The sequence below is a fragment of the Methanobacterium sp. genome, assembly GCF_038562635.1.
Classification (GTDB): domain Archaea; phylum Methanobacteriota; class Methanobacteria; order Methanobacteriales; family Methanobacteriaceae; genus Methanobacterium_D.
On record NZ_JBCFBO010000001.1, the window covers coordinates 651,771 to 675,271 of the forward strand.

Annotated in this window: 28 protein-coding genes; 14 read left to right on the forward strand and 14 right to left on the reverse strand. The window is 29.6% G+C overall.

The features are described 5' to 3' along the window. Positions 1 to 360: 360 nt before the first annotated feature. Positions 361 to 672, reverse strand: a complete 312-nt coding sequence (locus AAGU07_RS03095) for a hypothetical protein (protein WP_342457754.1) — start codon at positions 670 to 672, stop codon at positions 361 to 363. 431 nt (positions 673 to 1,103) lie between these two features. Between AAGU07_RS03095 and AAGU07_RS03100 the strand changes: the two genes are divergently transcribed. From AAGU07_RS03100 to AAGU07_RS03110, 3 genes are read left to right on the forward strand one after another with little or no spacing between them, the layout of a single operon-like run. Beyond that, a complete protein-coding gene (locus AAGU07_RS03100; protein ID WP_342457755.1) occupies positions 1,104 to 1,253 on the forward strand; it encodes a hypothetical protein in 150 nt (49 codons plus the stop codon). Positions 1,254 to 1,258: 5 nt separating this feature from the next. Beyond that, positions 1,259 to 2,536: a hypothetical protein gene (locus AAGU07_RS03105; protein WP_342457756.1), complete on the forward strand. Its 1,278-nt coding sequence runs from the start codon at positions 1,259 to 1,261 to the stop codon at positions 2,534 to 2,536. Between the two features lie 10 nt (positions 2,537 to 2,546). After that, entirely contained in the window at positions 2,547 to 3,677 is a 1,131-nt protein-coding gene (locus AAGU07_RS03110; protein WP_342457757.1) for a hypothetical protein, read from the forward strand. Between the two features lie 17 nt (positions 3,678 to 3,694). Here the strand turns inward: AAGU07_RS03110 and AAGU07_RS03115 are convergent, their stop codons facing one another. Beyond that, positions 3,695 to 3,934, reverse strand: coding sequence for a hypothetical protein (locus AAGU07_RS03115; protein WP_342457758.1), 240 nt, complete (start codon positions 3,932 to 3,934; stop codon positions 3,695 to 3,697). 114 nt (positions 3,935 to 4,048) lie between these two features. On the opposite strand from AAGU07_RS03115, the gene AAGU07_RS03120 reads away from it, so the two are divergent. Beyond that, a complete protein-coding gene (locus tag AAGU07_RS03120; protein WP_342457759.1) occupies positions 4,049 to 4,294 on the forward strand; it encodes a hypothetical protein in 246 nt (81 codons plus the stop codon). A 97-nt stretch (positions 4,295 to 4,391) separates the two neighbouring features. On the opposite strand, the gene AAGU07_RS03125 is transcribed toward AAGU07_RS03120, so the two are convergent. Continuing rightward, a complete protein-coding gene (locus AAGU07_RS03125) occupies positions 4,392 to 5,543 on the reverse strand; it encodes a hypothetical protein (protein WP_342457760.1) in 1,152 nt (383 codons plus the stop codon). Between the two features lie 453 nt (positions 5,544 to 5,996). Next, positions 5,997 to 6,428, reverse strand: coding sequence for a hypothetical protein (locus AAGU07_RS03130; RefSeq protein WP_342457761.1), 432 nt, complete (start codon positions 6,426 to 6,428; stop codon positions 5,997 to 5,999). 441 nt (positions 6,429 to 6,869) lie between these two features. On the opposite strand from AAGU07_RS03130, the gene albA (AAGU07_RS03135) reads away from it, so the two are divergent. Continuing rightward, the gene (albA, locus tag AAGU07_RS03135; protein WP_342457762.1) at positions 6,870 to 7,154 is read left to right on the forward strand and encodes a DNA-binding protein Alba; all 285 of its coding nucleotides are present in this window, start codon (positions 6,870 to 6,872) and stop codon (positions 7,152 to 7,154) included. Between the two features lie 292 nt (positions 7,155 to 7,446). Here albA (AAGU07_RS03135) and AAGU07_RS03140 read toward each other — a convergent pair whose 3' ends face one another. From AAGU07_RS03140 to AAGU07_RS03150, 3 genes are all read right to left on the reverse strand, one after another. Beyond that, positions 7,447 to 7,731, reverse strand: a complete 285-nt coding sequence (locus tag AAGU07_RS03140) for a hypothetical protein (RefSeq protein ID WP_342457763.1) — start codon at positions 7,729 to 7,731, stop codon at positions 7,447 to 7,449. Positions 7,732 to 7,951: 220 nt separating this feature from the next. Then, positions 7,952 to 8,221 carry a hypothetical protein gene (locus tag AAGU07_RS03145; protein ID WP_342457764.1) on the reverse strand — a complete coding sequence of 90 codons (270 nt, stop codon included), beginning with the start codon at positions 8,219 to 8,221 and terminating at the stop codon, positions 7,952 to 7,954. A 142-nt stretch (positions 8,222 to 8,363) separates the two neighbouring features. Beyond that, entirely contained in the window at positions 8,364 to 9,596 is a 1,233-nt protein-coding gene (locus AAGU07_RS03150) for a hypothetical protein (protein ID WP_342457765.1), read from the reverse strand. Positions 9,597 to 10,031: 435 nt separating this feature from the next. Between AAGU07_RS03150 and AAGU07_RS03155 the strand changes: the two genes are divergently transcribed. From AAGU07_RS03155 to AAGU07_RS03165, 3 genes are all read left to right on the forward strand, one after another. Beyond that, positions 10,032 to 10,409, forward strand: coding sequence for a hypothetical protein (locus AAGU07_RS03155; RefSeq protein WP_342457766.1), 378 nt, complete (start codon positions 10,032 to 10,034; stop codon positions 10,407 to 10,409). Positions 10,410 to 10,774: 365 nt separating this feature from the next. After that, positions 10,775 to 12,454, forward strand: coding sequence for a SulP family inorganic anion transporter (locus tag AAGU07_RS03160; RefSeq protein WP_342457767.1), 1,680 nt, complete (start codon positions 10,775 to 10,777; stop codon positions 12,452 to 12,454). Between the two features lie 166 nt (positions 12,455 to 12,620). After that, complete coding sequence (locus AAGU07_RS03165; RefSeq protein WP_342457768.1) at positions 12,621 to 13,814, forward strand: potassium/proton antiporter; 1,194 nt, start codon at positions 12,621 to 12,623, stop codon at positions 13,812 to 13,814. 49 nt (positions 13,815 to 13,863) lie between these two features. Here AAGU07_RS03165 and AAGU07_RS03170 read toward each other — a convergent pair whose 3' ends face one another. From AAGU07_RS03170 to AAGU07_RS03185, 4 genes are all read right to left on the reverse strand, one after another. Then, the gene (locus tag AAGU07_RS03170) at positions 13,864 to 14,136 is read right to left on the reverse strand and encodes a hypothetical protein (RefSeq protein ID WP_069585774.1); all 273 of its coding nucleotides are present in this window, start codon (positions 14,134 to 14,136) and stop codon (positions 13,864 to 13,866) included. A gap of 982 nt (positions 14,137 to 15,118) precedes the next feature. Further along, entirely contained in the window at positions 15,119 to 15,343 is a 225-nt protein-coding gene (locus AAGU07_RS03175; RefSeq protein WP_069585773.1) for a TRAM domain-containing protein, read from the reverse strand. Positions 15,344 to 15,801: 458 nt separating this feature from the next. Next, on the reverse strand, positions 15,802 to 15,999 hold the full coding sequence (locus tag AAGU07_RS03180; RefSeq protein WP_342457769.1) for a hypothetical protein: 198 nt from the start codon (positions 15,997 to 15,999) through the stop codon (positions 15,802 to 15,804). A gap of 390 nt (positions 16,000 to 16,389) precedes the next feature. Next, positions 16,390 to 16,596, reverse strand: a complete 207-nt coding sequence (locus AAGU07_RS03185; RefSeq protein WP_342457770.1) for a histone family protein — start codon at positions 16,594 to 16,596, stop codon at positions 16,390 to 16,392. Between the two features lie 343 nt (positions 16,597 to 16,939). Here AAGU07_RS03185 and AAGU07_RS03190 point away from each other — a divergent pair, with 343 nt between their 5' ends. Then, positions 16,940 to 17,161: a hypothetical protein gene (locus AAGU07_RS03190; protein WP_342457771.1), complete on the forward strand. Its 222-nt coding sequence runs from the start codon at positions 16,940 to 16,942 to the stop codon at positions 17,159 to 17,161. 611 nt (positions 17,162 to 17,772) lie between these two features. Here AAGU07_RS03190 and AAGU07_RS03195 read toward each other — a convergent pair. Further along, positions 17,773 to 17,982, reverse strand: coding sequence for a hypothetical protein (locus tag AAGU07_RS03195; RefSeq protein WP_069585769.1), 210 nt, complete (start codon positions 17,980 to 17,982; stop codon positions 17,773 to 17,775). A 379-nt stretch (positions 17,983 to 18,361) separates the two neighbouring features. On the opposite strand from AAGU07_RS03195, the gene AAGU07_RS03200 reads away from it, so the two are divergent. Continuing rightward, positions 18,362 to 18,730 (forward strand): hypothetical protein, encoded by a 369-nt coding sequence (locus AAGU07_RS03200; RefSeq protein ID WP_342457772.1) that lies wholly within the window; start codon positions 18,362 to 18,364, stop codon positions 18,728 to 18,730. Between the two features lie 27 nt (positions 18,731 to 18,757). Here the strand turns inward: AAGU07_RS03200 and AAGU07_RS03205 are convergent, their stop codons facing one another. Next, positions 18,758 to 19,744 carry a tetratricopeptide repeat protein gene (locus AAGU07_RS03205; protein ID WP_342457773.1) on the reverse strand — a complete coding sequence of 329 codons (987 nt, stop codon included), beginning with the start codon at positions 19,742 to 19,744 and terminating at the stop codon, positions 18,758 to 18,760. Between the two features lie 496 nt (positions 19,745 to 20,240). Between AAGU07_RS03205 and AAGU07_RS03210 the strand changes: the two genes are divergently transcribed. Together AAGU07_RS03210 and albA (AAGU07_RS03215) are read left to right on the forward strand one after the other, a co-directional pair. Continuing rightward, entirely contained in the window at positions 20,241 to 20,510 is a 270-nt protein-coding gene (locus AAGU07_RS03210) for a hypothetical protein (protein WP_342457774.1), read from the forward strand. Positions 20,511 to 20,638: 128 nt separating this feature from the next. Beyond that, on the forward strand, positions 20,639 to 20,911 hold the full coding sequence (gene albA, locus AAGU07_RS03215) for a DNA-binding protein Alba (protein WP_048081223.1): 273 nt from the start codon (positions 20,639 to 20,641) through the stop codon (positions 20,909 to 20,911). Positions 20,912 to 21,193: 282 nt separating this feature from the next. Here albA (AAGU07_RS03215) and AAGU07_RS03220 read toward each other — a convergent pair whose 3' ends face one another. Further along, entirely contained in the window at positions 21,194 to 21,706 is a 513-nt protein-coding gene (locus AAGU07_RS03220; protein WP_342457775.1) for a hypothetical protein, read from the reverse strand. Positions 21,707 to 22,048: 342 nt separating this feature from the next. Between AAGU07_RS03220 and AAGU07_RS03225 the strand changes: the two genes are divergently transcribed. Together AAGU07_RS03225 and albA (AAGU07_RS03230) are read left to right on the forward strand one after the other, a co-directional pair. Next, positions 22,049 to 22,357: a hypothetical protein gene (locus AAGU07_RS03225; RefSeq protein WP_342457776.1), complete on the forward strand. Its 309-nt coding sequence runs from the start codon at positions 22,049 to 22,051 to the stop codon at positions 22,355 to 22,357. A gap of 278 nt (positions 22,358 to 22,635) precedes the next feature. Then, a complete protein-coding gene (albA, locus tag AAGU07_RS03230; RefSeq protein WP_048081226.1) occupies positions 22,636 to 22,908 on the forward strand; it encodes a DNA-binding protein Alba in 273 nt (90 codons plus the stop codon). Positions 22,909 to 23,501: the final 593 nt, after the last annotated feature.

Below are 23,501 nucleotides of genomic sequence, written 5' to 3' on the forward strand. Positions count from 1 at the left end.
TTAGATTTGATTTTAGAGAGAATGTGTTAGAAATATGTAATTCTTTAAATAAGCAGTTGATTTATGTTATTAATAAATCTTCACATCCACCTTTTTTCAAAAAAAGCCCTCAAACACATAGTGTTTGGGGCGCCAAAAAATTCATTGAATTTTTTGAGCGGTGAATCAAAAAATCCTTCCAAAATCGCAGATTTTTGAGGCACGAAAATTTTCAATTTTCGACTGCCTCGCTTCGCTGCGGAAGAAATCAACTAAAATATAAAATCAACAGATATTAAAATATTGTAAGATATTAAAGCAGTAAAATTTGTCCATTATTATCTATTGAAGCCTAAAAATAGTCAAAATTAAAAAAAAATCTTATTTGTAGAAAAAATCTATTTCCAGCTTGTCCGTATCAACAAATATCTGATTATAGCTGCCTGTTTCCATGATCTCTGTGAGTTCTTCTATGAACTGGTTGTTAATTGAAAATCCCCTGCCTGTAAAAAAACTTAGTTTTATAAATTTACCTTTATCGTCTTCAAACAGGTCAATTTTAATTTCATTGATGATTCGGAACTTACTCCTAAATCCGTCGAGCTTTTTCCTGATCCTGTTTATTAAATCATTTCTTTTCGCCCTTGCATTGGCCTCTAATTCAAATATTTCATTTAAATCGTCTGAAAACATGGGGATCACTTAATATAATTTATTAAAATATTGTTAATATAGTTATGGTTGACTAATCCCAAAGTCCTCAAACACTTTCTGAATCTTAAAATCCACTTTTCATATAAATTAAAACTTTTTTTCTATGATTTGTTAGATTTGATTCTTTTTACTTTCTATTTTCCATTTTTATGTATTACTTAACATTTATTAGCCATTTTTTTACATCATTTATATTTTAATATAACTTAATACAATTTTACATCAATATTAATAATTTATATTCATTATCTTGTTTTAAATTTAAATTAAAACTCAATATTAATTAATATATTTAAAATAAGTATTATTGCGTTATTAAAACAAATAACTTTTTATATTCAACTACCATAATAATTAATAACATCATATATTAACTTATATATGATCATAGGCATAAAGGGGATGAATAAATGAATTTAGAAGATTTAGAGTTAGAATGTGTAAGAGAATTTATGGCTGAAGAAGTCAATTTAGATGTTGCAAAAGGTATTCTTTTTATGAGTAAACTGCTAAAATATGATTTAAAATGCAATTATACTGCTTTATTACACGAGAGTTGATTTAGATGAAATTAGATCATGCACATATAACTACTAAAGCAGTTGAAGTAAGTAAATGTTTTTTAAATAAGCAAGTAGGAATTTATGGTTATGAACTATATGATACCCGAAAAATAGGTAACGTAGCCAGATTAGCAGTTAACATAATGCAAGCAGATATAATAGAAGAAAAACAACTTGCAGCCATTGGATCCGCAATTCAACAAGATTATGCAGTTGTTAAATCAGATTTGATACCCGAATTAGAAAAATTAAATTACATTGAAGTTGAAAGAGAGGGGGACAAAATAAAAAAGGTATACGAATCCATTCCTCCAATAGAAACTTTATTACCAGAATTAGGAGAACATTGGGAAGAAAAAGAACCAAAAGATGTTGATAGAGCAACCATAGAATCCTTAGAAATCCTTAAAAGAAAGCCTGTGAAATTAGATACTTTACTATCTGAAATATCAACTTCCAAAAGTGGATTTGAAAGCGCTTTAACTTGTGGAAAGCTAGTAAATTATTTTGGAACTTTTAAATCATCTGAAGATGATGAAGAAATATTATGGACCCCATATTATTGGGCGAATAATGTGGATAATGCTTTGAAGTTTCTTAAAAGACAATCTTATGATGAATTTGATAATATAGAAAAACTTGCAGAAAATGTTGTTAAATATCCCGGTAAGCCAATAGAAAATGTAGAAGGTAATAAAAATACACTGATAGCCGGTATTAATCATGGATTTTTTCCATCCGTAGGTATAAAAGATCTTAACCAAATAGAACGTGAATATATATTCGCTGCAACTCCTCAATTTGGATTAGATCCCATAAATATTAATGATATTTTTGAGAAAGCTAGGCTTATTGTAGCATGTGTCCGTCATGGACAACATCATGCAGATATTTCACGAATAAGATCTCCATTAAGTGTACTTTATTCACTTAGATCAAATACAATGAGACCACATTCATATGCATTAACCCAATACGAATTATTACTTAGGGATAGAATTGTAAATATTGAAAGTGTACCTGCTTCATATGGTAACTCCTATAAAGTAACTTATATAAGCACTCCAGAAAATGATAGAGCAATGGACATAGCTGTAGAATTATTAGAGGGGGAAGAACCCATTGGCAGTATTATAAGAGAACCTAAAGTCGATGCCATACTAGCTAAAGGTATATTCAATTATACAGCGGAACAAAGGCAAATAAAGAGTGCAGAGCATATTGATGCAAAAAAAGAATATAATATAATGATGGAATATCTATGTGGAAGTAGATTATGAGCTGATAATTATGAGTGAATTAGATCTTGATCTTAAATTACAAATAATGAGATTTTTATGGTATAATGGTCATTATGTAAGAAAAAATGTAGTTTTACCAAGATATTCTTATGGTAAGATAACATCAGATAATTATACTGATATTGATGTATTAGGTTTAAAAATGGATGAACATTTTAAACAAATAAAGGTTATATGCGATTGTAAATCTGGACGTGGAGCAAAAAATACGGATAGAATATTTTGGTTACATGGATTAATGAAATATGCTGAAGCTAGAAATGGAATATTTCTACGAACGCAAATAAATGAAAGTAAATATTTTGACCTTGCAAGGAAACTTGATATAACTCCAATATCATTAGAAAGATTAGAAGAATTAGAAAATTCCTATAAAATTGGATCTTTACCTTATATTGGACCTTTTGATAAAAATATAATAAAAAGGGAAGAAGAAATATTTAAAAAATTGAAATCCAGTTCAAAAACTTCTTATTATTATTTGGTTTCTGGATATTGGAATGATATACCACAAAAGCAAATTAAATTGTTAATAAACGTTCAAAGCCGTATAAATAGTACCACAAACATGGAAGAAGAAGAAAAAATGTTTTTACAAGTATATACATTGAGTCTACTTTCATTATCTATATTAAAATTTTCTGAGCCAATTTTAATATTTCCAGATACAAAAAAGTCAGTTCATATCAAAGAAAGTTTATTAGGAGAAGGCATCGAAATTGAAGAGAGGAAAAAAGTACTTGAATCTGTGTACACTTTTTTATCTAACGAACTAAAAATTAAAACTGGTGAAAAGTTTGCAATTCCTAAAGAAGATTTTATGGGTCAACTTTATCCAAAATATTCAAAATATTTATTCGATTTAATTCAAAGAGTATGCTTAAATCCAATAGATGCTATTCAAATCCCAAGATTTTTAGATATTATAGCATATGAATTTATATTGAAGAACGAAAGGACAGAAGTACCTAAAAAATTATTTTCCAATAATAATAATTTTGAATTGGATATGGTTTCTAAATTAGCAAAAAATTTTATTCTATTTGGTAATAGAGCAAATTTCATCCCTAATGAACGATATAAAATCTTAAATCATCTCCTATCTCAAGCAAATAAATAAGTTAAGTAAACAAATAATTATTTACTCTTTTTTTCTTCTTTCTCAATACACTCCTTAGCAATCAAAATTAATTTCGAAATTTCCATGCTGAAAGAAGACTGGCTAATCCCAAAGTCTTCAAACGCTTTTTGACTTGCAAACTCAAATGCTTCATCCATAATCGAGACTCTTTTCTGTGATTTGTTAGATTTTTTCCATTTTTGGAGAAATTCTTCGTTTTCAAGGGTTTCCATGTTATAAAATAGGTTAATAGACATGTTTATCTTTTTCCGTTTAGTCTTTTAGTATTCTTTCCCTTTAGACATTTAGGCAAAGTATAAATATTAGTATTACAACATGTCTAATTGTCAAGAAGTCTTAGGTGAGAGAAAATGCCAATAATAATCAATTACAAAGAAAATGGGCGATCTAATAAAGAAATTCCTCAAAAAGAGATGTCTGAAGACATGAAGCGCTGGTTAATCGAAAATAACTGGAAAATAAGGAAACTGCACGCTGAAGTTAACGGTAAGCCTCTTGCTGAATTGATACGGTTAGATGAGCGTTTGATTGTCGTGATTGATGAAGAAAAGAAGAAGATGTTAGTTTTGAATGATGTTGAATTTGAAGATTTTTAGATTTTATATCTCAAAAATATATTATTTTTTTCTAATATTAGTTAAAACTCATTTTTAATATCTATTTAATGAAATAAAATATTTCATCAAATTAATTTTAATGATTATTATCATCAGAGTTTTCTAAATAATATCTAATTTTCCATAAAGCTCTATGTCTTAACTCAGAAGATGCTCGTTTAGAATCTAAGTATTTTGCCAGTGCATTCATGCAATCTAAAGAATAAGGAATTTTAGTAGTATATTTGCGTTTATTCGCTATTTGATCAAATGTTTTATTGAAATCTTTAATCAAATAGCATTTATTTGGCTTTTCAGTAGGATTACATTTACACCATTGTTCATACTTATCTGAAATATTTTCAATTTTATCTTTATCTAATTTATCTTTAACAAAGGAAAAAATATCATCATTTTCTAGCTCTTTTTCTTTTAACTCATAAGATAACTCTCTTATCGTACTTAAATTATCATTTAGCATTTTTTTGGCACCTATATCATTTTCATGCTCAAGATTCATGTAACTTCTGAAAATGTTAATAATAGAATCCTGAAAGAAATAATCCATATTATTTTCAATAGTACTAAGTGCACATTGATAATCCACTATCTCATCATTCTTGATATAAGGACTGCCTTGATTATCCTGTATATATTGAGCTACAGAGTTTGCAGAATTTAAAAGAATATCAAAAGGAATCAATAATAATCGCCTATAATGTTTATCATATTCATGAAGCTTAGGAAAATAATAATTCCACATATTTGTAACTTCTATTGCAGTATTCCTAGATTTTACCAAGTCTAAGCGAATATTTGAGATATTTCTTTTCTCTAAATCATAAAATTTTAATTCACCGCATAATCCTAAAATATCTCTCCATACTGCTTGCGTATTGTTAAGGCAATCTAATTGAAACTGCTTCTTTTCTTCTTTCCTTTTTTCAAGTTGAGCATCTATTCTTTCTCGGACTTTAAAAGTATTATCAATAAATAAAGAAAGAATTGGAACAAGAAGAACCGTTGTAACCCACTTAAAAGCATCTGATCCTAAAAAAGCTATTATTTGAGTTGATAATAATGAATTTTGATTATCGATCACATAATAATTTTGAAAAACTAAGAATATAGGAATATACATGATTAACAGCAACAATAAATATAATTTAGCACTTGAAAATGAAAATGAACTTTTAATTTCGATTAATATATTAAAAAATTTTTCCTTTTTTTCATCATTTAAAATCATAAAAAACAACTCTATTATTTTATAAAAATTTATTAATACTTATTAATATTATTTACGTTTATTCTCGTTTGAAACCACATAATACAGCCATTTTACAATCTAATACCCCAATAAATACCTTTGACTAATTATCAAATATAAATCAAGTTTTTAAGTAAAGTTTTAAAAAAAATATGAGTTATACAATATTTTAATAAATTTTATTTGGCCAAAAACATCAAAAACACACAATGAATAATATTTAGATTAATTAACAAGTTAAAACTCTAATTATATCAAAAATAGAAGCTAAATATAACAAATAAAAAAATATTTACTCTAAACTTTTTATTTTCCAAAAACTTTTAATCATGCCAAGATATCTAAAATGAAAGAAGTATAAATGCCTAAAAAGAAAAGTATTGAAATCTCTGATTTTCAAAAGATTCCTACGCCCCGCAAAAATCAAAAGCCCTATTCCGGCGGCAAAACTTCAAACAAAAGCTCTTTAAAGTCATCCAAAAGTTCTTTTGGAAACATTAATCCCACACAAATCACAAGTACACCTGTACCTACAACACCGTCTTCCTTATTAGGGTCATCTATGAGTTCTTCGCCAAAAACTAATTTTACATTCCCTTTCACCTGGAGAAAATCCCATAGAGTTTCGCGTTCAGGCTCTGCGCCTTTGACTTCAATGTTACTACGTAATGCAAGCTCTAAGAATTTCTTCCAATCTTCAAAATCACAGAATTCGATCCATGTTGACTCTTTGTAGTCAATACAGCAGTTGCATGTTTCAATTTCCCAGTGGAAGAAATCTTTAATGACGTCTTCTAGGCCTTCATCCACGAGAATACAAAAATCTTCATCTATTTCAACTTCTACTTGTTTATGTTCATTCATGTTGCACCCATCTATTTTATACTATTTTTAACATTTACACTTATTTAACCTGGTTTAAATACATAGCTGTATATAGTAACATATTCAAATATTATAATACTCATTGTTTCTGGAGGTTCTCAAAAATCATTCATGATTTTTGGAACTGTTGAAATTTTAATTTCGATGTTCAGAAATTCATAGAATTTCGAGAACCCCAAGTTTTTTAACAAAAATTTGGAGGTTGAATAAAATTTCAAACTGTTACGTTTGAAATTTACGAAACCGGGGAAACTTGTTTCTTCGGCCGCAAAACTGTCAAAATCAAAGATTTTGACGCCATGAAAATTTTCAATTCTCGCAAATGAAATTTGCGAGTTTGAAAATCAAAGATTTTCAATTTTCACAGGCTTTGTTTTGCGGGCCCCAAAAAAATAAAAAATTTTTTTAGAGGTAAAAAGAATGTCAGATGAAAATGTAGTATACATCGGAACTAAACCAGTGATGAATTACGTATTGGCTGTGGTGACTCAAATGAACGGTGGAACATCAGAAGTGATGTTAAAAGCCAGGGGAAGAGCTATAAGCAGAGCAGTTGACGTTGCTGAAATTGTAAGAAATAGATTTATATTAGATGCAGAGCTTGGAAACATCGGTATAAGCACAGAAGAAGTGTCGAACAATGAAGGATCAAACAGTAACGTTTCAGCCATTGAAATACAGCTTAGCAAAGCTGAAATCAATTGATGATCCCTAAATCGGAACCTTTTTTTAAATTTTAGTGAATTAAAATTTAGGCCTGCTAAAAAAACTAAATACCAGCGCAAAGATGTAATTAAGTAATGTTTATTTTAATTGGCCTATTTTGCTTTTTATATATTAATGATCAAATTTCTCACCGCCGTGAATCCATTAGATGGTTTTTTTCTTTTATAACCATCTTCTACATGGATACAAGGGGTTCAGTTATCCACCTAATTGCCGAACTTAGATCTTCATATGCCCTAGAAAAATAAATTAAATCAAAAAAGAAAATAATCTAAAAGTTATTTACCATATTATACGCCCTTATAGTGGGCCTAACTCCCGATCTCTCAAATAACTCAACCACTTCTAACTGCTCGTTTCCCATTTTATCCAAGGCTTCTTGACTAGTCCATACTGTTTCAATTATATAACGTCCCTTTCTATCAGCATCTTGAATTAAATATGATGCTATCATTCCTTCTGGTTTCTCATTTTGTTTTAAATTTTTGTAATCTGATTCAAAATCTTTTATCTTTGAAATTGGGACATTCCCCTCTACAAAGGTTATCACTTCCATCCAATCACCAGTATATATTTTAATTTACCTTTGATTAATATTTTACTGCAAGAATTTATTAAAAATTTCTTTTTTGAATTTTAATGTAATGTTTTTAATACTCAAAAATAGAAAAAATATAAATCCAGTCAAAGTATCCAAAATTTAAGGAAGATTAGATGTTTAAAAGAAAAAAATAGGTATTTACTAATTATTTTAAAAATAAATAAAGTAAATATTCTCAATCAATGCAGTCTATTTTTCCAATATTGTCCTGATAGTACCTGCAGCCTTCTGGTTCCAGAATAACATTTAAAAAGTTATACCTGAATTTCTTTACCCCAGGTAATGTTTTTACCAGGTGCATCTTTTCCAGACATTCTATACCCTCATTAATCTCGCCGCATTCCAGATTGGTCATCCTTTTTATGGCGTCACCACTTCCGCGTTTTCTACTCCCTTCTACCATTGCTTTTAAAATTATCATTGCGTTTTCCTGGGTAGAACCCATTCAAACACCCCCTTTATTCAGAATGTATTAATTAATTATATTAATTTGAGTATATATAAATGGAACTATCCATAGTACACATCATATGAAAAAAATAAAATCTAATTCAAAATATTCAATCTTTAAAAATAAAAAAAAGAAATTATCTTCTTTTTGGAACTGTTAACCCACCTAAAACTAACAAAACAGCAGGTATAAATCCAGCTAAAGGTAGTCCTGCTTTTTGTAAAGGCATAGTTTTGCTTGCAGCTTTTACAGTAGCACCGTGATTACCAGATGAGCCTGTAATTACACCACTGCCATAACCTGAAGATGCTTCAGTGTTGTTGTAGATATCCTGTGGAATGTTTCCTGCAAACTGACACGAGTCCACAGTATAAGTTCCACCATAATCATTGTAGATGGCACCGCCAGCAGTCGAGATATATGGAGCATAAAACGCTCCATATGCAACATTGTTCATGAAACTGCTGTCAGTCACGGCCAATGTACCGATATTGTAGATAGCCCCACCTGCAGCATATGCAACATTAGCAATGAAATTACTGTTAGCCATTAACAAAGCATTATCGTTGTAGATAGCCCCACCCAAACCATAGACAGAGTTACCTATAAAATCAGTGCCAGTTACGATTAAAACACCATTATTGTGGATAGCTGCACCATGACCATACATTGCACAGTTTTCTGTGAAGTAACTGTCAGTTACAGTTAAATTACCATCATTATAGATAGCTCCAGCAGCGAAGTTATATGCAGGATCACCAAAACCACCGTCTGCATCGTTGTTCAGGAAACTGCTGTAAACCACAGCCAAAGTACCATGATTGTAAATAGCACTGCCTGCAACATATGCATAATTATCAGTGAACCTACCGTCTGAAACAATTAAATTTCCGCCATTGTAAATAGCTCCACCGTTATATGCATTTCCATTTGTGATTGTTAAATTTTCGATTGTAACTGTCGCACCGGATTGTATCTTGAATATCCACGCTGAATTAGTCCCATTTATGACAGTACCTGTTTGACTTTGGCCAATAATGGCCATATTTTTGTTAATAGTGATTTTAGTGTTGTTTACTCCCCTATAATTCCCATCTGCAATATTAACTATTCCGCCATTATTTACCGTCCCTGTAGCATTTTTAATACTGAGTTTCGGGCCGCTTGTACCTGATGTCCATGTTGCAGATAAACCGTCCCAGGAATCATTTCCCGATGAACCATTAACATAAATAATATCGCCAGAAGCTGCGGAAACACTGCTAATGCAGAAATTCAAAATTAGAACTAAACTTAAAATCAGTAATGGGATTAAAATTCTATTTTCACATTTAATTCCCTGTTTTAATATCTTTTCACCCCCTTTCACAATTAGTATCGTCCAAACTTAAGATCATAAGGTGTTACGTTAAACTCTTATAAAAAGATTATTACTTATTTTAAAGATTAATATGGATAAATTATGGAAATACATACCTATGTTAAATTAATTGCAAAACAAAAATGTTATTAAATATTTTAAAGGTAAAAAAGGCATTATACTATATAATAATTAAATAAAAGTTTAAAATATGCTTTTTAAATTAAAATATACACCATGAATAAACTAATTAAGCCATAAAGCTGCCTATATCCTTAATTTATTAAAATTAAGTATTTAATAAAGTTTACTGTTTTTTTATATATAGAATCACAATTTTTTAACCTGATAAATGATTTAAATTGGATATTGTAATGTTTTTCAGATTATTTTCCAAAACAATTTTAAGGACAATGATATACTCTAGTAGAGGAGGCACTGATCATGCCGTCGAAAAAGGAAGGATCTGAAATACCTAACAAAAGAAAAAGAAAACGAAGGAAAGTCACAGCAAAGAGCAGGGCAGATGAATACTTAAGTGTCACCGGTGACAGGCACAAAGTAATTATGACACCTACAGGCATAATGATGGAAGATGGACTGGTTCTGTATAAAAATATAGTACGTATCTATAAAAAGAAAGACACTGATTTTTATGGGTATGCTAAAATTAGAATATGGTTTACCAGCGGCAAAATAACCGTTAGAAAAGTTAACTCTGCAGAGGCAACTAGATTCATTCTTGCTGTAAGAAAGAAAATGAAAGAATTAGAGAAAAAACAGGCCGAAGATTCCCTTAAAGATGACCCTATATTTTTTTAGGTGCAAAATTGCTGGAAATCCATGAGTTAAATTAGAATATAAAAAAATTGATTTTAATATATTTAAACAAATTCGCTCATGTCTGAGTATTGTGCAGATATTAATATTTAAATTATTGTGTAACTTTTGATTAAATAATGGAATTTTTTAAACAAGTTTAACATAGATTAACCATTATAACAGTGAAGTATGGACCATGCACATAAGCGAACAAATTTAATAATTAATGTTCTTTATTTTCTATTTACAACTGGAAAATACACAAATTATAACCATAAATGGGACACTGACCATTACTTTTAACAAAAAGGACCCACATATTAAAAGAGAGATAAACTTTTGGCTTAAAAATGGAGACTAAACCCATGAAAGTTTCATCCTTACTCCCAATAACCCGGTGGGCAAGATCGTATGATAAAGAATGGTTAAGACCAGATATTATTGCTGGAATTACAGTTGGGGCATTTACAATACCCGAAGCCATGGCATACGTTTCTCTGGCAGGGCTACCTCCCGAAATTGGTTTATATTCTGCAATGGTAGCTTTACTGGTTTACATGATTTTTGGGACATCTAAACAATTGTCTATCGGCCCTACCTCAACTATTTCTATACTGGTTGGTTCTACAATTGGTTCCCTGATGGCTGTAAATACCGGCCAGTACTTCATGATGGCATCACTTGTAGCCGTCATGGTGGGGATTCTCGCGCTCATATCCTGGGCTTTAAGATTAGGATTCATAATTAAATTCATTTCAAAAACTGTTTTAACCGGATTTTTAGCAGGTCTAGCATTATATATTGCCTCTGGACAACTCCCTACATTACTTGGAATACCTGGAGGTTCGGGCACTTTTTTTAACCGCATGTATTATCTTTTCATGCATATTGGCCAGGCAAACCCTGCCACTCTTGCCATTGGTATCGGTGGAATTCTTTTTTTAATTTTAGCCACTAAAAAATTTCCTAAACTACCCAATACGTTGTTCCTTGTTTTAGGGTCAATTGCAGTCGTTACTCTGGCTAACTTAGCTTCTTTAGGTGTAAAAATAGTAGGGAACCTTCCCCAAGGATTACCTGCGTTGATAGTTCCAGATCCCAATTTGATAGATATTAATATCTTGATCACTCTAGCAGTGACTGTTTTTCTTGTAAGTTATGTGGAAGGGTATATATTCGCCTCGGAATATGCTGCTAAAAACAACTATAAAGTTGATAAAAATCAGGAACTGCTGGCTTTGGGGGCATCTAATGTAGCTGTAGGCCTTTTCCAGGGGCTGCCAATAGGTGGAACCCTATCGAGAACCGCAGTAGCTGACGAAAGTGGGGCAAAAACCCAACTTGCAGGAGGGGTATCTGGATTAGTACTTTTATTAGTTCTGGTTTTATTTACAGGAATATTTTACAACTTGCCTCAAGCCATACTGGCTGCTATTGTACTGTATGTAATAAGAGGTCTGGTTGATATTCCCCATTTCCGTAAAATCTATAATTTCAACAAGATAGAATTCACAGTTGCCATTGTAACACTTTTAACAGTGCTTTTTATCGGTGCACTGGAGGGAATTGTAATAGGAGTTATATTATCAGTCTTAAGCCTGCTTAAAAATATGTACAACCCACATATAGCCATATTAGGTCGTATTCCAGGTACTGTCCAATATTTAGATATTAAACGCCGCCCAGAAGCTGAAATAGCGTCCCATACCCTCATTGTCCGGGTCGATGGGTCACAGATATTCTTGAACACAGAAAACGTGAAAAATACTATTATAGATTTAGTAGATGGAAAATATAAAGACACTAAATTATTTGTCTTAGATTTTGAGGCCACTTCTTTTATTGATTATTCCGGAATTGAAATGTTAGAAGAACTTGTCGACGAGCTGAAGAGCCGCGGCATTAAAGTTAAAGCCGCCAATGTCTATGGACCTCTCAGACAATCTATTAAAAAGACAAGATTAGAACAAGAAATCATGGAAAGTAAATTCTGTTTAACCATTGACCAGTGCCTTAAAAGATGGGAAAAAGAAGAAAAAGAATAGAATCTAATTTAATTTTTCAAATCAACATTTATTAAAAATACCTATTTTTTAATAAAATCTCTAAATGGACATATTTTAAACATTTAAACCTCATGAAGTATTATAATGAGGTAAACGTTTTAATAATCAAAGATTATATACCAAAATAAATAAATATAATTACGTAATGCTTTCAGAACAATTCATTTTAATTGGTTCCCTTTTGCTTTTTATCAGCATAATAATAAGCAAAACTTCAAACAGGCTAGGAATCCCATCACTCGTTTTTTTCCTTTTAATAGGAATGCTGGCAGGTTCTGAAGGCATAGGTGGAATTTATTTTGATAATCCAAATATTACACAGTTCATAGGGATTATTGCCCTTGTCATAATCCTTTATTCAGGAGGTTTAGACACTAAATGGAAAGATGTTAAACCAGTCCTTGGTAGAGGAGTTGTTCTTTCAACTGCAGGTGTTTTAATAACCACCATTGCAGTAGGCCTTTTTATTAACTGGATTACAGGGTTTTCCATTATCCAGTCCATTTTAATTGGAGCTATTATTTCATCCACAGATGCAGCAGCAATATTTTCTATCTTCGGGTCAAAAAATCAGGATTTAAAAAATAATATTATACCTACCCTTGAGCTTGAGAGTGGGACAAACGATCCTATGGCCTATTTTCTGACCACCACGTTAATATTTTTGATATTGAACCCCACAACATCGGTCTGGTCTACTATAATGTTACTGGTACAGTCAATAGGACTCGGTGTCATTCTAGGAGTTATTTTCGGGAAAGGATCAGTTAAACTAATTAACAGCATTAAACTCCACATTCAAGGGCTTTATCCAGTCCTTACCATAGCTCTAGCATTTTTAACATTTTCTGTGACCTATTTTGTAGGTGGAAATGGTTTTTTAAGTGTTTACATCGCAGCATTGATACTTGGAAACAGCCACTTCATAAATAAAAAGATCCAGATGCAGTTTTTTGATGGAATGGCATGGTTAATGCAAATTATAATGTTTTTAACCTTAGGACTTCTTGTATTCCCTTCCCAAATCGTTCCAGTAATTGGAGTAGGAATTTTAATTTCTTTTTTCCTGATTCTGGTTGCCCGGCCCCTTGCAGTATTCTTATGTCTTTCACCATTCAAAGTAGGGCTCAAAGACAAAGTTTTCATTTCGTGGGTGGGTATTAAAGGAGCCGTGCCTATTATCTTTGCAACTTACCCCATAGTAGCTGGAATTAGCGGCGCGAACATGATCTTTAACATAGTTTTCTTTATAACTTTAACCTCAGCACTGGTACAGGGGTCAACTATCCATGTAATCGCAGAACGTTTAGGCCTTTCTACTACAAAAAAAGAAGAATAATCACATAAAAAATAAAAATTAGTTAAAAAACAGCGAAAATTTTGAGCTTCTAATCTATGCTCTTTATTTTCCCGAAATTCTCATCATAATATTTGTAACCTTCAGGTAAGAGTCTAACGTTAAAAAAGTCAAAATTGACCTTACTTATGTCGCCTAGTGTCTTTACTAAGTTCATTTCTTCCAGGCATGGTATTGCACTGTTAATTTCCTCACATTCCAGGTTGGTAATTCTCTTTATGACATCGCCACTGCTGGCATTTACTCTGCTTCTTTCCACCATCGCTTTTAATATTATCATTGCGTTCTCATAGTTGGAATCCATCAAATCACCTATTCTTTTTTAAAGAAATGCCCCCAAACAAAACGTTTTTGAGCCAAATTATTTTCCAATCTATCAAAAATATAAATTTTTAACAGATTTTGGAGTCTAATATTTTTAGTTGATATTTGAACCACATCATATATAAATCGAACTGCTTTACCATAGTAGTCGTTTAAAAGATAAATTCCAATTCCAATTTAATATGGAATATTATTTCATAGCCGGGATCACTCTTAAAATGCCATTATATACAAATCATAGGAAATTAAGGAATTTTTGTAGTTACAACCCAATTGTTGTATTTTCTATGTATTTGACATGTACACTGTTGCTTTTCATTAGTTAAAAGTCCTGATGAAATTTTAGGAATATTCAGAATTTTGAATTTCAAATAAAATAAATTAAAATGTATCTTTTTAATCATTTAACAAATATCTGACAAAAGTGGCGCAGCAAAAATATTGGAAAATATTAGTAAAAAACGTGCACATGTACAAAAATACATCTGTTCAAAAACATAAAAGTACAAAAAACATATAAATTAGTACGAACTTATTATTAAGTGGACTGCTGAATAATCTTGGGCATCATTTGGTGCCTCCTTCGGTGCTCAGGATTATTTAGACATTTTCCTTATTTTTAGAATGTTTTAAAATATTTTGCCATAGAAACTATATCTGGTTTCAGGTGAGATTACTCTATTAAGTCTAAAACCACTCTTATCAATCATTACTCAAATTATTAAAACTAGTTTATACTCTTCTTGAGTTAGATCATTCGAAAAGTAATTTTGATATGCGTAAAAAAAAAATTAAAAAATAGATAAATTTAAATGAAAATTAAATTTTAAAAGCTCATGATCCGTAGTTTTAATGATAAGACGTGACATCTTAATAAAAAAACGTTCACTATAATTGTAGTACAATTTGAAGCATTAATATAGATTAAGAGCATTAAAAATTAACTTAAAACCTAAATTAAGCTATTCTACTACTTCTGCAAAAGCAAAGTTTCTTCTTACAGAATTGATTTTGATTTTAACTTCATCGCCTTTTTTAGCTCCACTTACAAAAACTATGAAACCTTCTACTTTAGCGATTCCGTCTCCATCTCTTCCCATATCTTCTATTTTAACATCGTATTCTTCGCCTTCGTTAACAGGAGAAGAATTTCCTCTATTATCTCTTCCGTAATTATTTCCAAACAATTTTTCACGTCCTTATTATAGCCTAAAAAATAGGCTTCAACAATCGTTATATTTTTGATACTATATAAAGTAATGTATTTTAAAAGAAAAAAGAATATGTTATAGTTAAAAAGTCTAATTTTAACTTTTTTTCATATTAAGAACATAATACACAATCAATGGTTCTTAAACGTATATTATATCTACTTAAATTGTACTTGATAAAAGAGCTATTTAATATCAAACTCATAAAAAATACTTGTATATAGTATACTTGCCAAGAAAACTATTAAATATCTCCAGAAATTTAACTTAAACTGCTAATTTAAATAAAATATAATCTATTTGTAGTGGTAAGAAAATATCTGCTGACAAAAATTTATACTCAGTTATACATGTCATTGGATGGTCTTCATTCATACCACTTCCAACAGTTTTTTATAAATTTCATAGCTAACACGATAGAGGTGATTCTTTATTTAATTTCTCATTGAAGTTAGTCTAGCTGTGATTATAGTCTTTGCCATTAGAAGATCCTTATCTTTATCTACAGACTTTTCAATTGCACTTTCAACTTTTTTTAATACATCTTTCAATTCTTCGGGCTTACAGTTACTTGCTATTTTTAAAAACATTTCTGATTCACTTTTTTTAACCATGTTAAATAATTGAATCAACTAGTTATTTAATTTTTATACGCTCATGTTCACAAAATCGAAGCTTTCAAAAACCTACTGTTTTTGATGTTTGCGAAGCTTCGCTTCGCAACCGCAAAACGAAGTTTTGCATGCCCCAAAATTCTTCGAATTTTAGGAAATGCAAGCACGCAAAAAATTGGAAATTTTTTACATGTCCATTATCCAGTGCATGGTTCATACTTCACTGTCATAATGGTTAATCTAAGTTAAACTTGTTTAAAAAATTCCATTTATTTAATCAAAAGTTACACAATAATTTAAATATTAATATCTGCACAGTACTCCAAACATGAGCATTTTTACAAATTATTTAATGAATTAATTTAAAAGATAACAAAAAAAATAAATAATATTCTTCAATAAAAAATTTTACAAAATTTTAGCAGCTAATTCAATATCTGATGCTTTAACTGTTTTTCTTCCAGCGTGTTTTGCAAGTTTAACAGCTTCTACAGCAATTTTTTCACCTTTAGTTTCTAAAGCCTTTGCTAAAGTTTCAGTCGCATCTTCACTTACTCTTAGACGACCTTCATTTTTTATGATTCTTCCAACTGGAGCCAATGGTAATTCACTCATACATATCACCTCATTTTTATTATTATATCTTTTGTAAACCATATCATATAAAATTATCGTTTATTTTGGGATTATTTTAAAAATTATAAAATTACCATTCATTTAAAACCAATTTATACACTTATTTCCATATAAAATAAAAAAATAAGGCCAATATATAACTTAGAAGCTAAATTTAATTTTAATAGTTATTGCTATTAAATATTATTAAATATTGTATAGCTAAAAAAGTAGATGAAATTCCATTTCGCATTTATTAAATCTGAAACATGACTCCCTATAAAAATTAAAAATATTAAAAACAATAATTTAAATAATTAAAAATCAATTGTGGTGATCTATTATGGAAAAATCTCAATTTATTGAAATAACCTATCTCAACTCAAAAGATAAAGAGTTATTTAAAATAGGCGAAAACAATGTAGAAAAGCTGGCAGTGCAGACTAATGAAATTATTATACATTTTAATGACAACAACCATAAATACAGGAGAGTAATCCCTTTCTCAAGTGTTCTATATTTTGACACGAATTATGTGCCTGAAGCACCTGCATTAACGTTTTAAACTTTTATCTGCTTGTTAAGTTATTGCATGAAATATTAACTCAAATAAGCAAAAGGCAATGCAGCTTATATGTGGGATATTTACAGATAAACGTATTTAAACGGTTATCGTCATTTGACATTATTCTCTATTTTTAACCAATATTCAACTAATCAAAATTTAACAATTAAATATTAAATTAAATTTCATTATAAAATATTAATTTTCTTTAACAGGATAAGACTGTGAATTTTAAGACAAATACTCGAATATTGAGTTTTTAAGCCGTAAATAAAATAAAACCTTATCATTTATTTTCTTTATTATTACATTTTACTGGAGGATACTCTTTACCACATTTTATACATTTGTAACCCTCATGAAAATGTTTAAGTTCTCCACCGCATTCAACACAAAATAAATGCATTAAATCATCTCCTTATTTATCTATAAAAGCTTTAGATACAATATATATCCAAATTAATTTTATATCGTAAACTTCGTCTAAAATAAAAAGAACATTCTTTTTATCCTATGTTTTACCATTTACTTAAATTTTATTATTTAAAAATCATAGAATGTAAAATCAGTAATTAAAATGAGTTTTTAAAAGCAATTACCAATTTTGTAATTTATTTAATTCTGTCTCTTAAAAATTGATCAAATAATCTTTTTATTGTTTCTGATGCATAAAACCCAAATTGAATATATGTTCCATCAATTCTGGTTATCTCATCTTCTTTATAGTTTATATCGTACTTATTTAAAAATGTTACTGCTTTTTCTCTTTCAACTGCAGGCATGTAAATTGTTACAAAATCTCCATGAAACTCTAATTTCATTTATTCACCATTTATTTAATCATTATATCAACTTTAACCTGCACATATAAAGTTCGCAGTTAACACCTTCTTAAAAAAATCATCTACTTTTTTTTATTTATCCATTTTTCCATTTTAGTTTTAGACACTTATAAAAAAAATACATATTTCGCCTCCAGCTTGGAAGTTTATTTAAAAAACCTTGCTTTTTTTTAGATGAAATATTCTCTAACTTCACGGGGGTTAATTAAAATAATCAATACGCAGGCTATAGATATTAAATATTTATTTTCCCTTTAATAAATATCCTAATTTTTGAATTTAAATAATATTATATGTTTGTAGTTACTAACAATCACCAGTATTAATTCATTAAATTGAAAAGGAGGGTTCATAAAAGATGAACAATCTAAAAATAGCATCAATTTTCATTGTAACAGTGTTTTCAATGAGCTATATGGTTTCAGGAGTGTCCGCAGCTAAAATGGATTCAAACTGGCAGTTTCATGTAAAGACAGTAGAGCTAAACGATACATTTACAGCTGCACCTTCAGGAATTCATATTCCCGAAGTATCCTTCAATGCACAGTACAACAAGAACTATCTAGACCTTTTATCTACTGAAGGGAACATATTTACATTCAAAGCTACTAAACAGGGGATCATATTTGTAAATATAATCTGCACTCCATGGTACCATATTCTGATATATCCCCCTGTTGACGACAGGACTATCACAGATACCTACATGATAATCATTAAAAAGTGATTGGTTATAAAAAAAATATTTAATTTTTCAGTTCAATATTTCTTTTTCTGTTTTTAATTCTTCAATTTTCATTAATGCCTCTTCATTATCTGAAGAAATTTCTAGTACCCGTTTAAAACAATCAAAAGCAAGATTATTCTTGCCTAAATCTATATAAACATTTCCCAGATTAATATAAGCTGTATCATACTCATCATCGAAGTTAATAGCTTCCTTAAAAGATTCCACCGCTTCATGATTCTGTCCAATGCTAAACTGAACATAGCCTAAGTAATTCCAGAGTTCTGGCTGATTTTTATCTATTTTAAGAGCTTTTATAAAGTATTCAATTGATTCTTCTTCTTTTTCCATAAAATACAGAACATTTCCTTTATAAAACATCGCTTTGAAATTATCCGGCTCTTTTTCCAGGATTCTATCCAGATACACCAGTGACTCGCTGTAGCAGCCCATATCCGCTAAAGTAGCCCCCATATTGTAAATAGCCTGCTTGTAATCAGGATCAATATTTAAAGCCTCTTCAAAACACACCCGCGCGTTTTCATCATCTTCCAAAATGCTGTAAGCCATACCACAATCATTCCATGCTTCAATAAAATTTTCATCTATGGAAAGTGCTATATCAAAGCAGTTTACAGCACCTTCATAGTTGCCTAAATGAATTAAATTAAGGTTTCCAATATAGTACCATAAATCTTCATTTTCCCCATATTCCTGGGCTTCTAAAAACGCTTCTAATGATTTATCATAGTCTTCCATGAAGAAAAGACACATTCCCCTGCCGAAAAGTCCTGGAAAATTTTTTTCTATTCTCACTGCCTTATTAAAACACTGCAGCGATTTTTCATAATTGTCCATGGACCCCAGAAGATATCCAAGTTCTAGCTGAGCTTCCATACAGAACGGATCTGCTTCTATTGCTTCACGAAAGTAGTTAACAGCCTCATTAGACTTTCCATAGCTTAATAATTCTATTCCTTTTTGATAAAGTTTTTTAGCTTGATTACTGGTCAATTTATTTCTCCTTGTAACTTGATTTAGATATAATTAAATTTAGAATAAAATCTCTAATTTAGATCAATTAGATGTGAATTAAAAGATTTTCTTTTTTAATGTAATTAAAGATTACTGATTGAGGATAGTGTAGTGATATTGTAGAATTCATAAAATCAGAGGTTAAAAAGATAAAATATAATACATTTCAAAATATGAACTAATTTAATTAATTTGAGATATGCATGGGAATATAAATATAGAAAATATGTTAAGATATTTGCCTTCTATTTAAAAAAAAGACATTGAACTTATATATTTCAATGGCAATTTATTTAATTAAATTTTTTAAAGTATAATACTAATAATGAATAAGTAACATAAATTTATAAGGATATAGAAAAGTTTATTAGGAATTTTAGACCATATTAACTATTATAATTCTGATTATACCAATATTTTTATACTTTTGCCTGAATTGATTTCAACTATTTTTATCAGATTCGGAGGAGAAACTTTGACAAACGTAGTAAACTGGTGGGACATTATAGCTAAACTTAGATACGACAAATCCTACTGGCATCATCTAGAACCTGCAGAGGTAACAGAAATCGTGCAAAGGATAAAAGAAGGAAAAGAAAAGATATGGGGGCTGGATAAATTCGTTCAATTAGAATTAAGGCCTGCATTACCTAAATTAAATCGTATGCGAAGCCATTTCCATATAATACACATTCACGATTTGAATATACAAAAAATTAATTCACGACATATTAATACAGGTTAAGTCAAACTACTTTTTTAAAGTAAAGAATTTTTTATAGGTTTTGAATACTCAAAAAGGAATTTAAAACAGAAATACATAACTGTATTAATACCAAGTCAAAATATTATATTAGAATATGGAGGTATAAAATGGCAGAGGAAAACATCGTATATATCGGAAATAAACCAGTGATGAATTATGTACTAGCTGTAGTAACTCAAATGAACAGCGGAACTTCAGAAGTTATTCTAAAAGCGCGTGGAAGGGCTATAAGCAAAGCCGTTGACGTTGCAGAGATTGTAAGAAACAGATTTATAACAGATATAAAGCTTGGAACTATAGATATCAGTACAGAAGAAGTATCTAACAGAGAAGGATCAAACAGTAACGTTTCAGCCATTGAAATACATCTTAATAAATAATAAAATAACTTCTTTTTTAAATTTTAAATCTAAATATTTTGTTTGAAATATTTAGATTTATATCCAACTACTTAAAAAATAACTATTTTTAAATGAAATTAATCATCTAATAAGTCTTAAAATCCAATATTCTTTAAAACATACTAAATTATAATTAATTCAGAATATTGCGCCATAACTGACTTTATAGTGCCAATCCCGATAGAAATCACATAAAAATTTAAAGAAAAGTTAAGACTAATAAATATTTTAATAAGTTAAACCTGAAAGTGCATTGAATATTTATTGAATATACCTTAAATCATCGTGATCATGGGCAAATTCAGCCCCGCCAGTAATATGTTCCAGCTGTTTATCATATAGCTCTTTAATTTCATCAAAAATGTAGTCATATAACTTTTTTAGGTCATCTTCGCTGTCTTCACATATCCTGAATTCATCTTTAGATTCCTTACCGTATTTTACTACAAAGCGGCCATCTTCCTTTTTAATTAAAAGTGTACTTCTTACATTTTCCTGTGGACGGCCATGTGGAACTTCATATAACCCAATTCCAATACCAACATGCCAGAAACCATCTTCTCCAAGTTTTGTAGCTCCATGTATGTTATAGCTAACATTGGGATCACTTTCTTTATCAGGAGGGTAGTAATTCACCTGTTCTGGAGGGCATTCTAAATATTCTTTTAGTCCATTCACCATTTTAACCCCAAATTCCATGCATTCATTTTCGTAATTGAAATACCGTTTCCTTGCACCGGTATAACTTTCACAGAGTTCTTCAAATCTTGACATACTCTCACCTTTTAATTATTGTTAGTTAACCAGATTAATTTTGTATTATTATATTAATTTTATTTAATAATAAATGTGGGATTTTATATTTAAAAGAAACACATATGATAAAAAATCTTTATAAAACATTAAATGTCAATTCAAGCAGTGCAAAAAATAATAAACAATAAAAAAAAATAGTTTAAATATATATTAAAAGTTTAAAAAATAAACCATTCTAACTTTTATGCTTTTTAAATTTTTTTATCCTATAAATCAACCTTTAAATATTTAATAAATTAAATTATTTAGAAAAAACATATAGTTAAACGAGATTAATTTTAAATTTTCAGGAGATAAAAAATGACCGACAATGATAAGCTGGCTCCAATAGAAGCAAGAGCTAATGACATTTTAAAAAATCATAATGGAGTTTACCTTGAAAAACGATTATATACTACCTTAAAAAAAGAATTTTCAAACTTATCCCGTGCAGATTTTAGAGAGGTTGTAAATAAATTATTATACGGAGATTATGTGCTGGAACACGGCCTTATAAGACCAATGACAGATAAAAAAGCTACAAAATCTGATGAAACTTATACTAAAGGTAAACTATCTGGAAAAGGAGCTTCTAAACCCCAAAGAATACCAGGTAAAAGGGAAATATAAATAAAATAAATCAGTATACTGTCTTTTATTTCTATCATAGACAGTTACAATGAGTAATATGTTTAAAATATAAATTTAAACACTTAATTGATGTTTATAGTCATTATAAGGATAGATTTATAAAATGATCTTAAATGAACTTAAACTTAAAAATTGAGATTAAAATTACACATTTTTGAATTTAGAATCTTTTAAATCTTTATCTATTAAAATGCATAGTTGTATATAATATTACATTCAAATATTATAGTACTCATCATTTCTACGGAGGTTAAAAGATGTCAGAAGAAAATGTCGTATACATTGGAACTAAACCAGTAATGAATTATGTGTTAGCTGTCGTGACCCAAATGAACGGGGGAACATCTGAAGTAATGTTAAAAGCCCGAGGGAAAGCCATAAGTAGGGCTGTTGATGTTGCAGAGATTGTAAGAAATAGATTTATAACCGAGGCAGAAGTAGGAGCTATAGATATCAGTACAGAAGAAGTGTCAAACAGAGAAGGATCAAACAGTAACGTTTCAGCCATTGAAATACAGCTAAGCAAATAATAAGATTGTAGAAATCCTTAAATAAAAAAATCTCTTTTTTTAATTTTAAATAAGGACTAATAATCCTTTTTTATCTATTAAATCTATTATTTATCAAAATAGTAAAACATTTCATTCAGTCCTACCTAAATGCTGAAATAGAAAACTTTATATACCTAAAATGTTACATTATACATGAAGTAGGTTGTTTGTTTTGTAGATCATGAATAGGAGTACCTCCATACTTAACTCCTATTCTAATCCCCTTCTATTATCTTAAAATGACATTTACAGCCTAAGATATTTAATTACGTTTTTTAGAATTCAAACCCATATGATTGAAATAAAGACTTTAAAATGATTTAAATCGCGATGAATTAATTACTTTAACCTTGAAAAAAGCCTGAAAAAAAATTAGGTTAATAATTGTATGGTTCAATTAGGATTAAGGTAACTACACTAAATTTAGAATAATTTCATAAATATATGATTATTTCAGAACCTAACTTTAAAAGTAGTTAAAGATGGAATTTTAGTTTTATCCCATCTTCTTTAAAATACAAGATGCATTTAACAGCCCAATTCCATTTTTCAGTTTTTCATAAAGTCTGTTT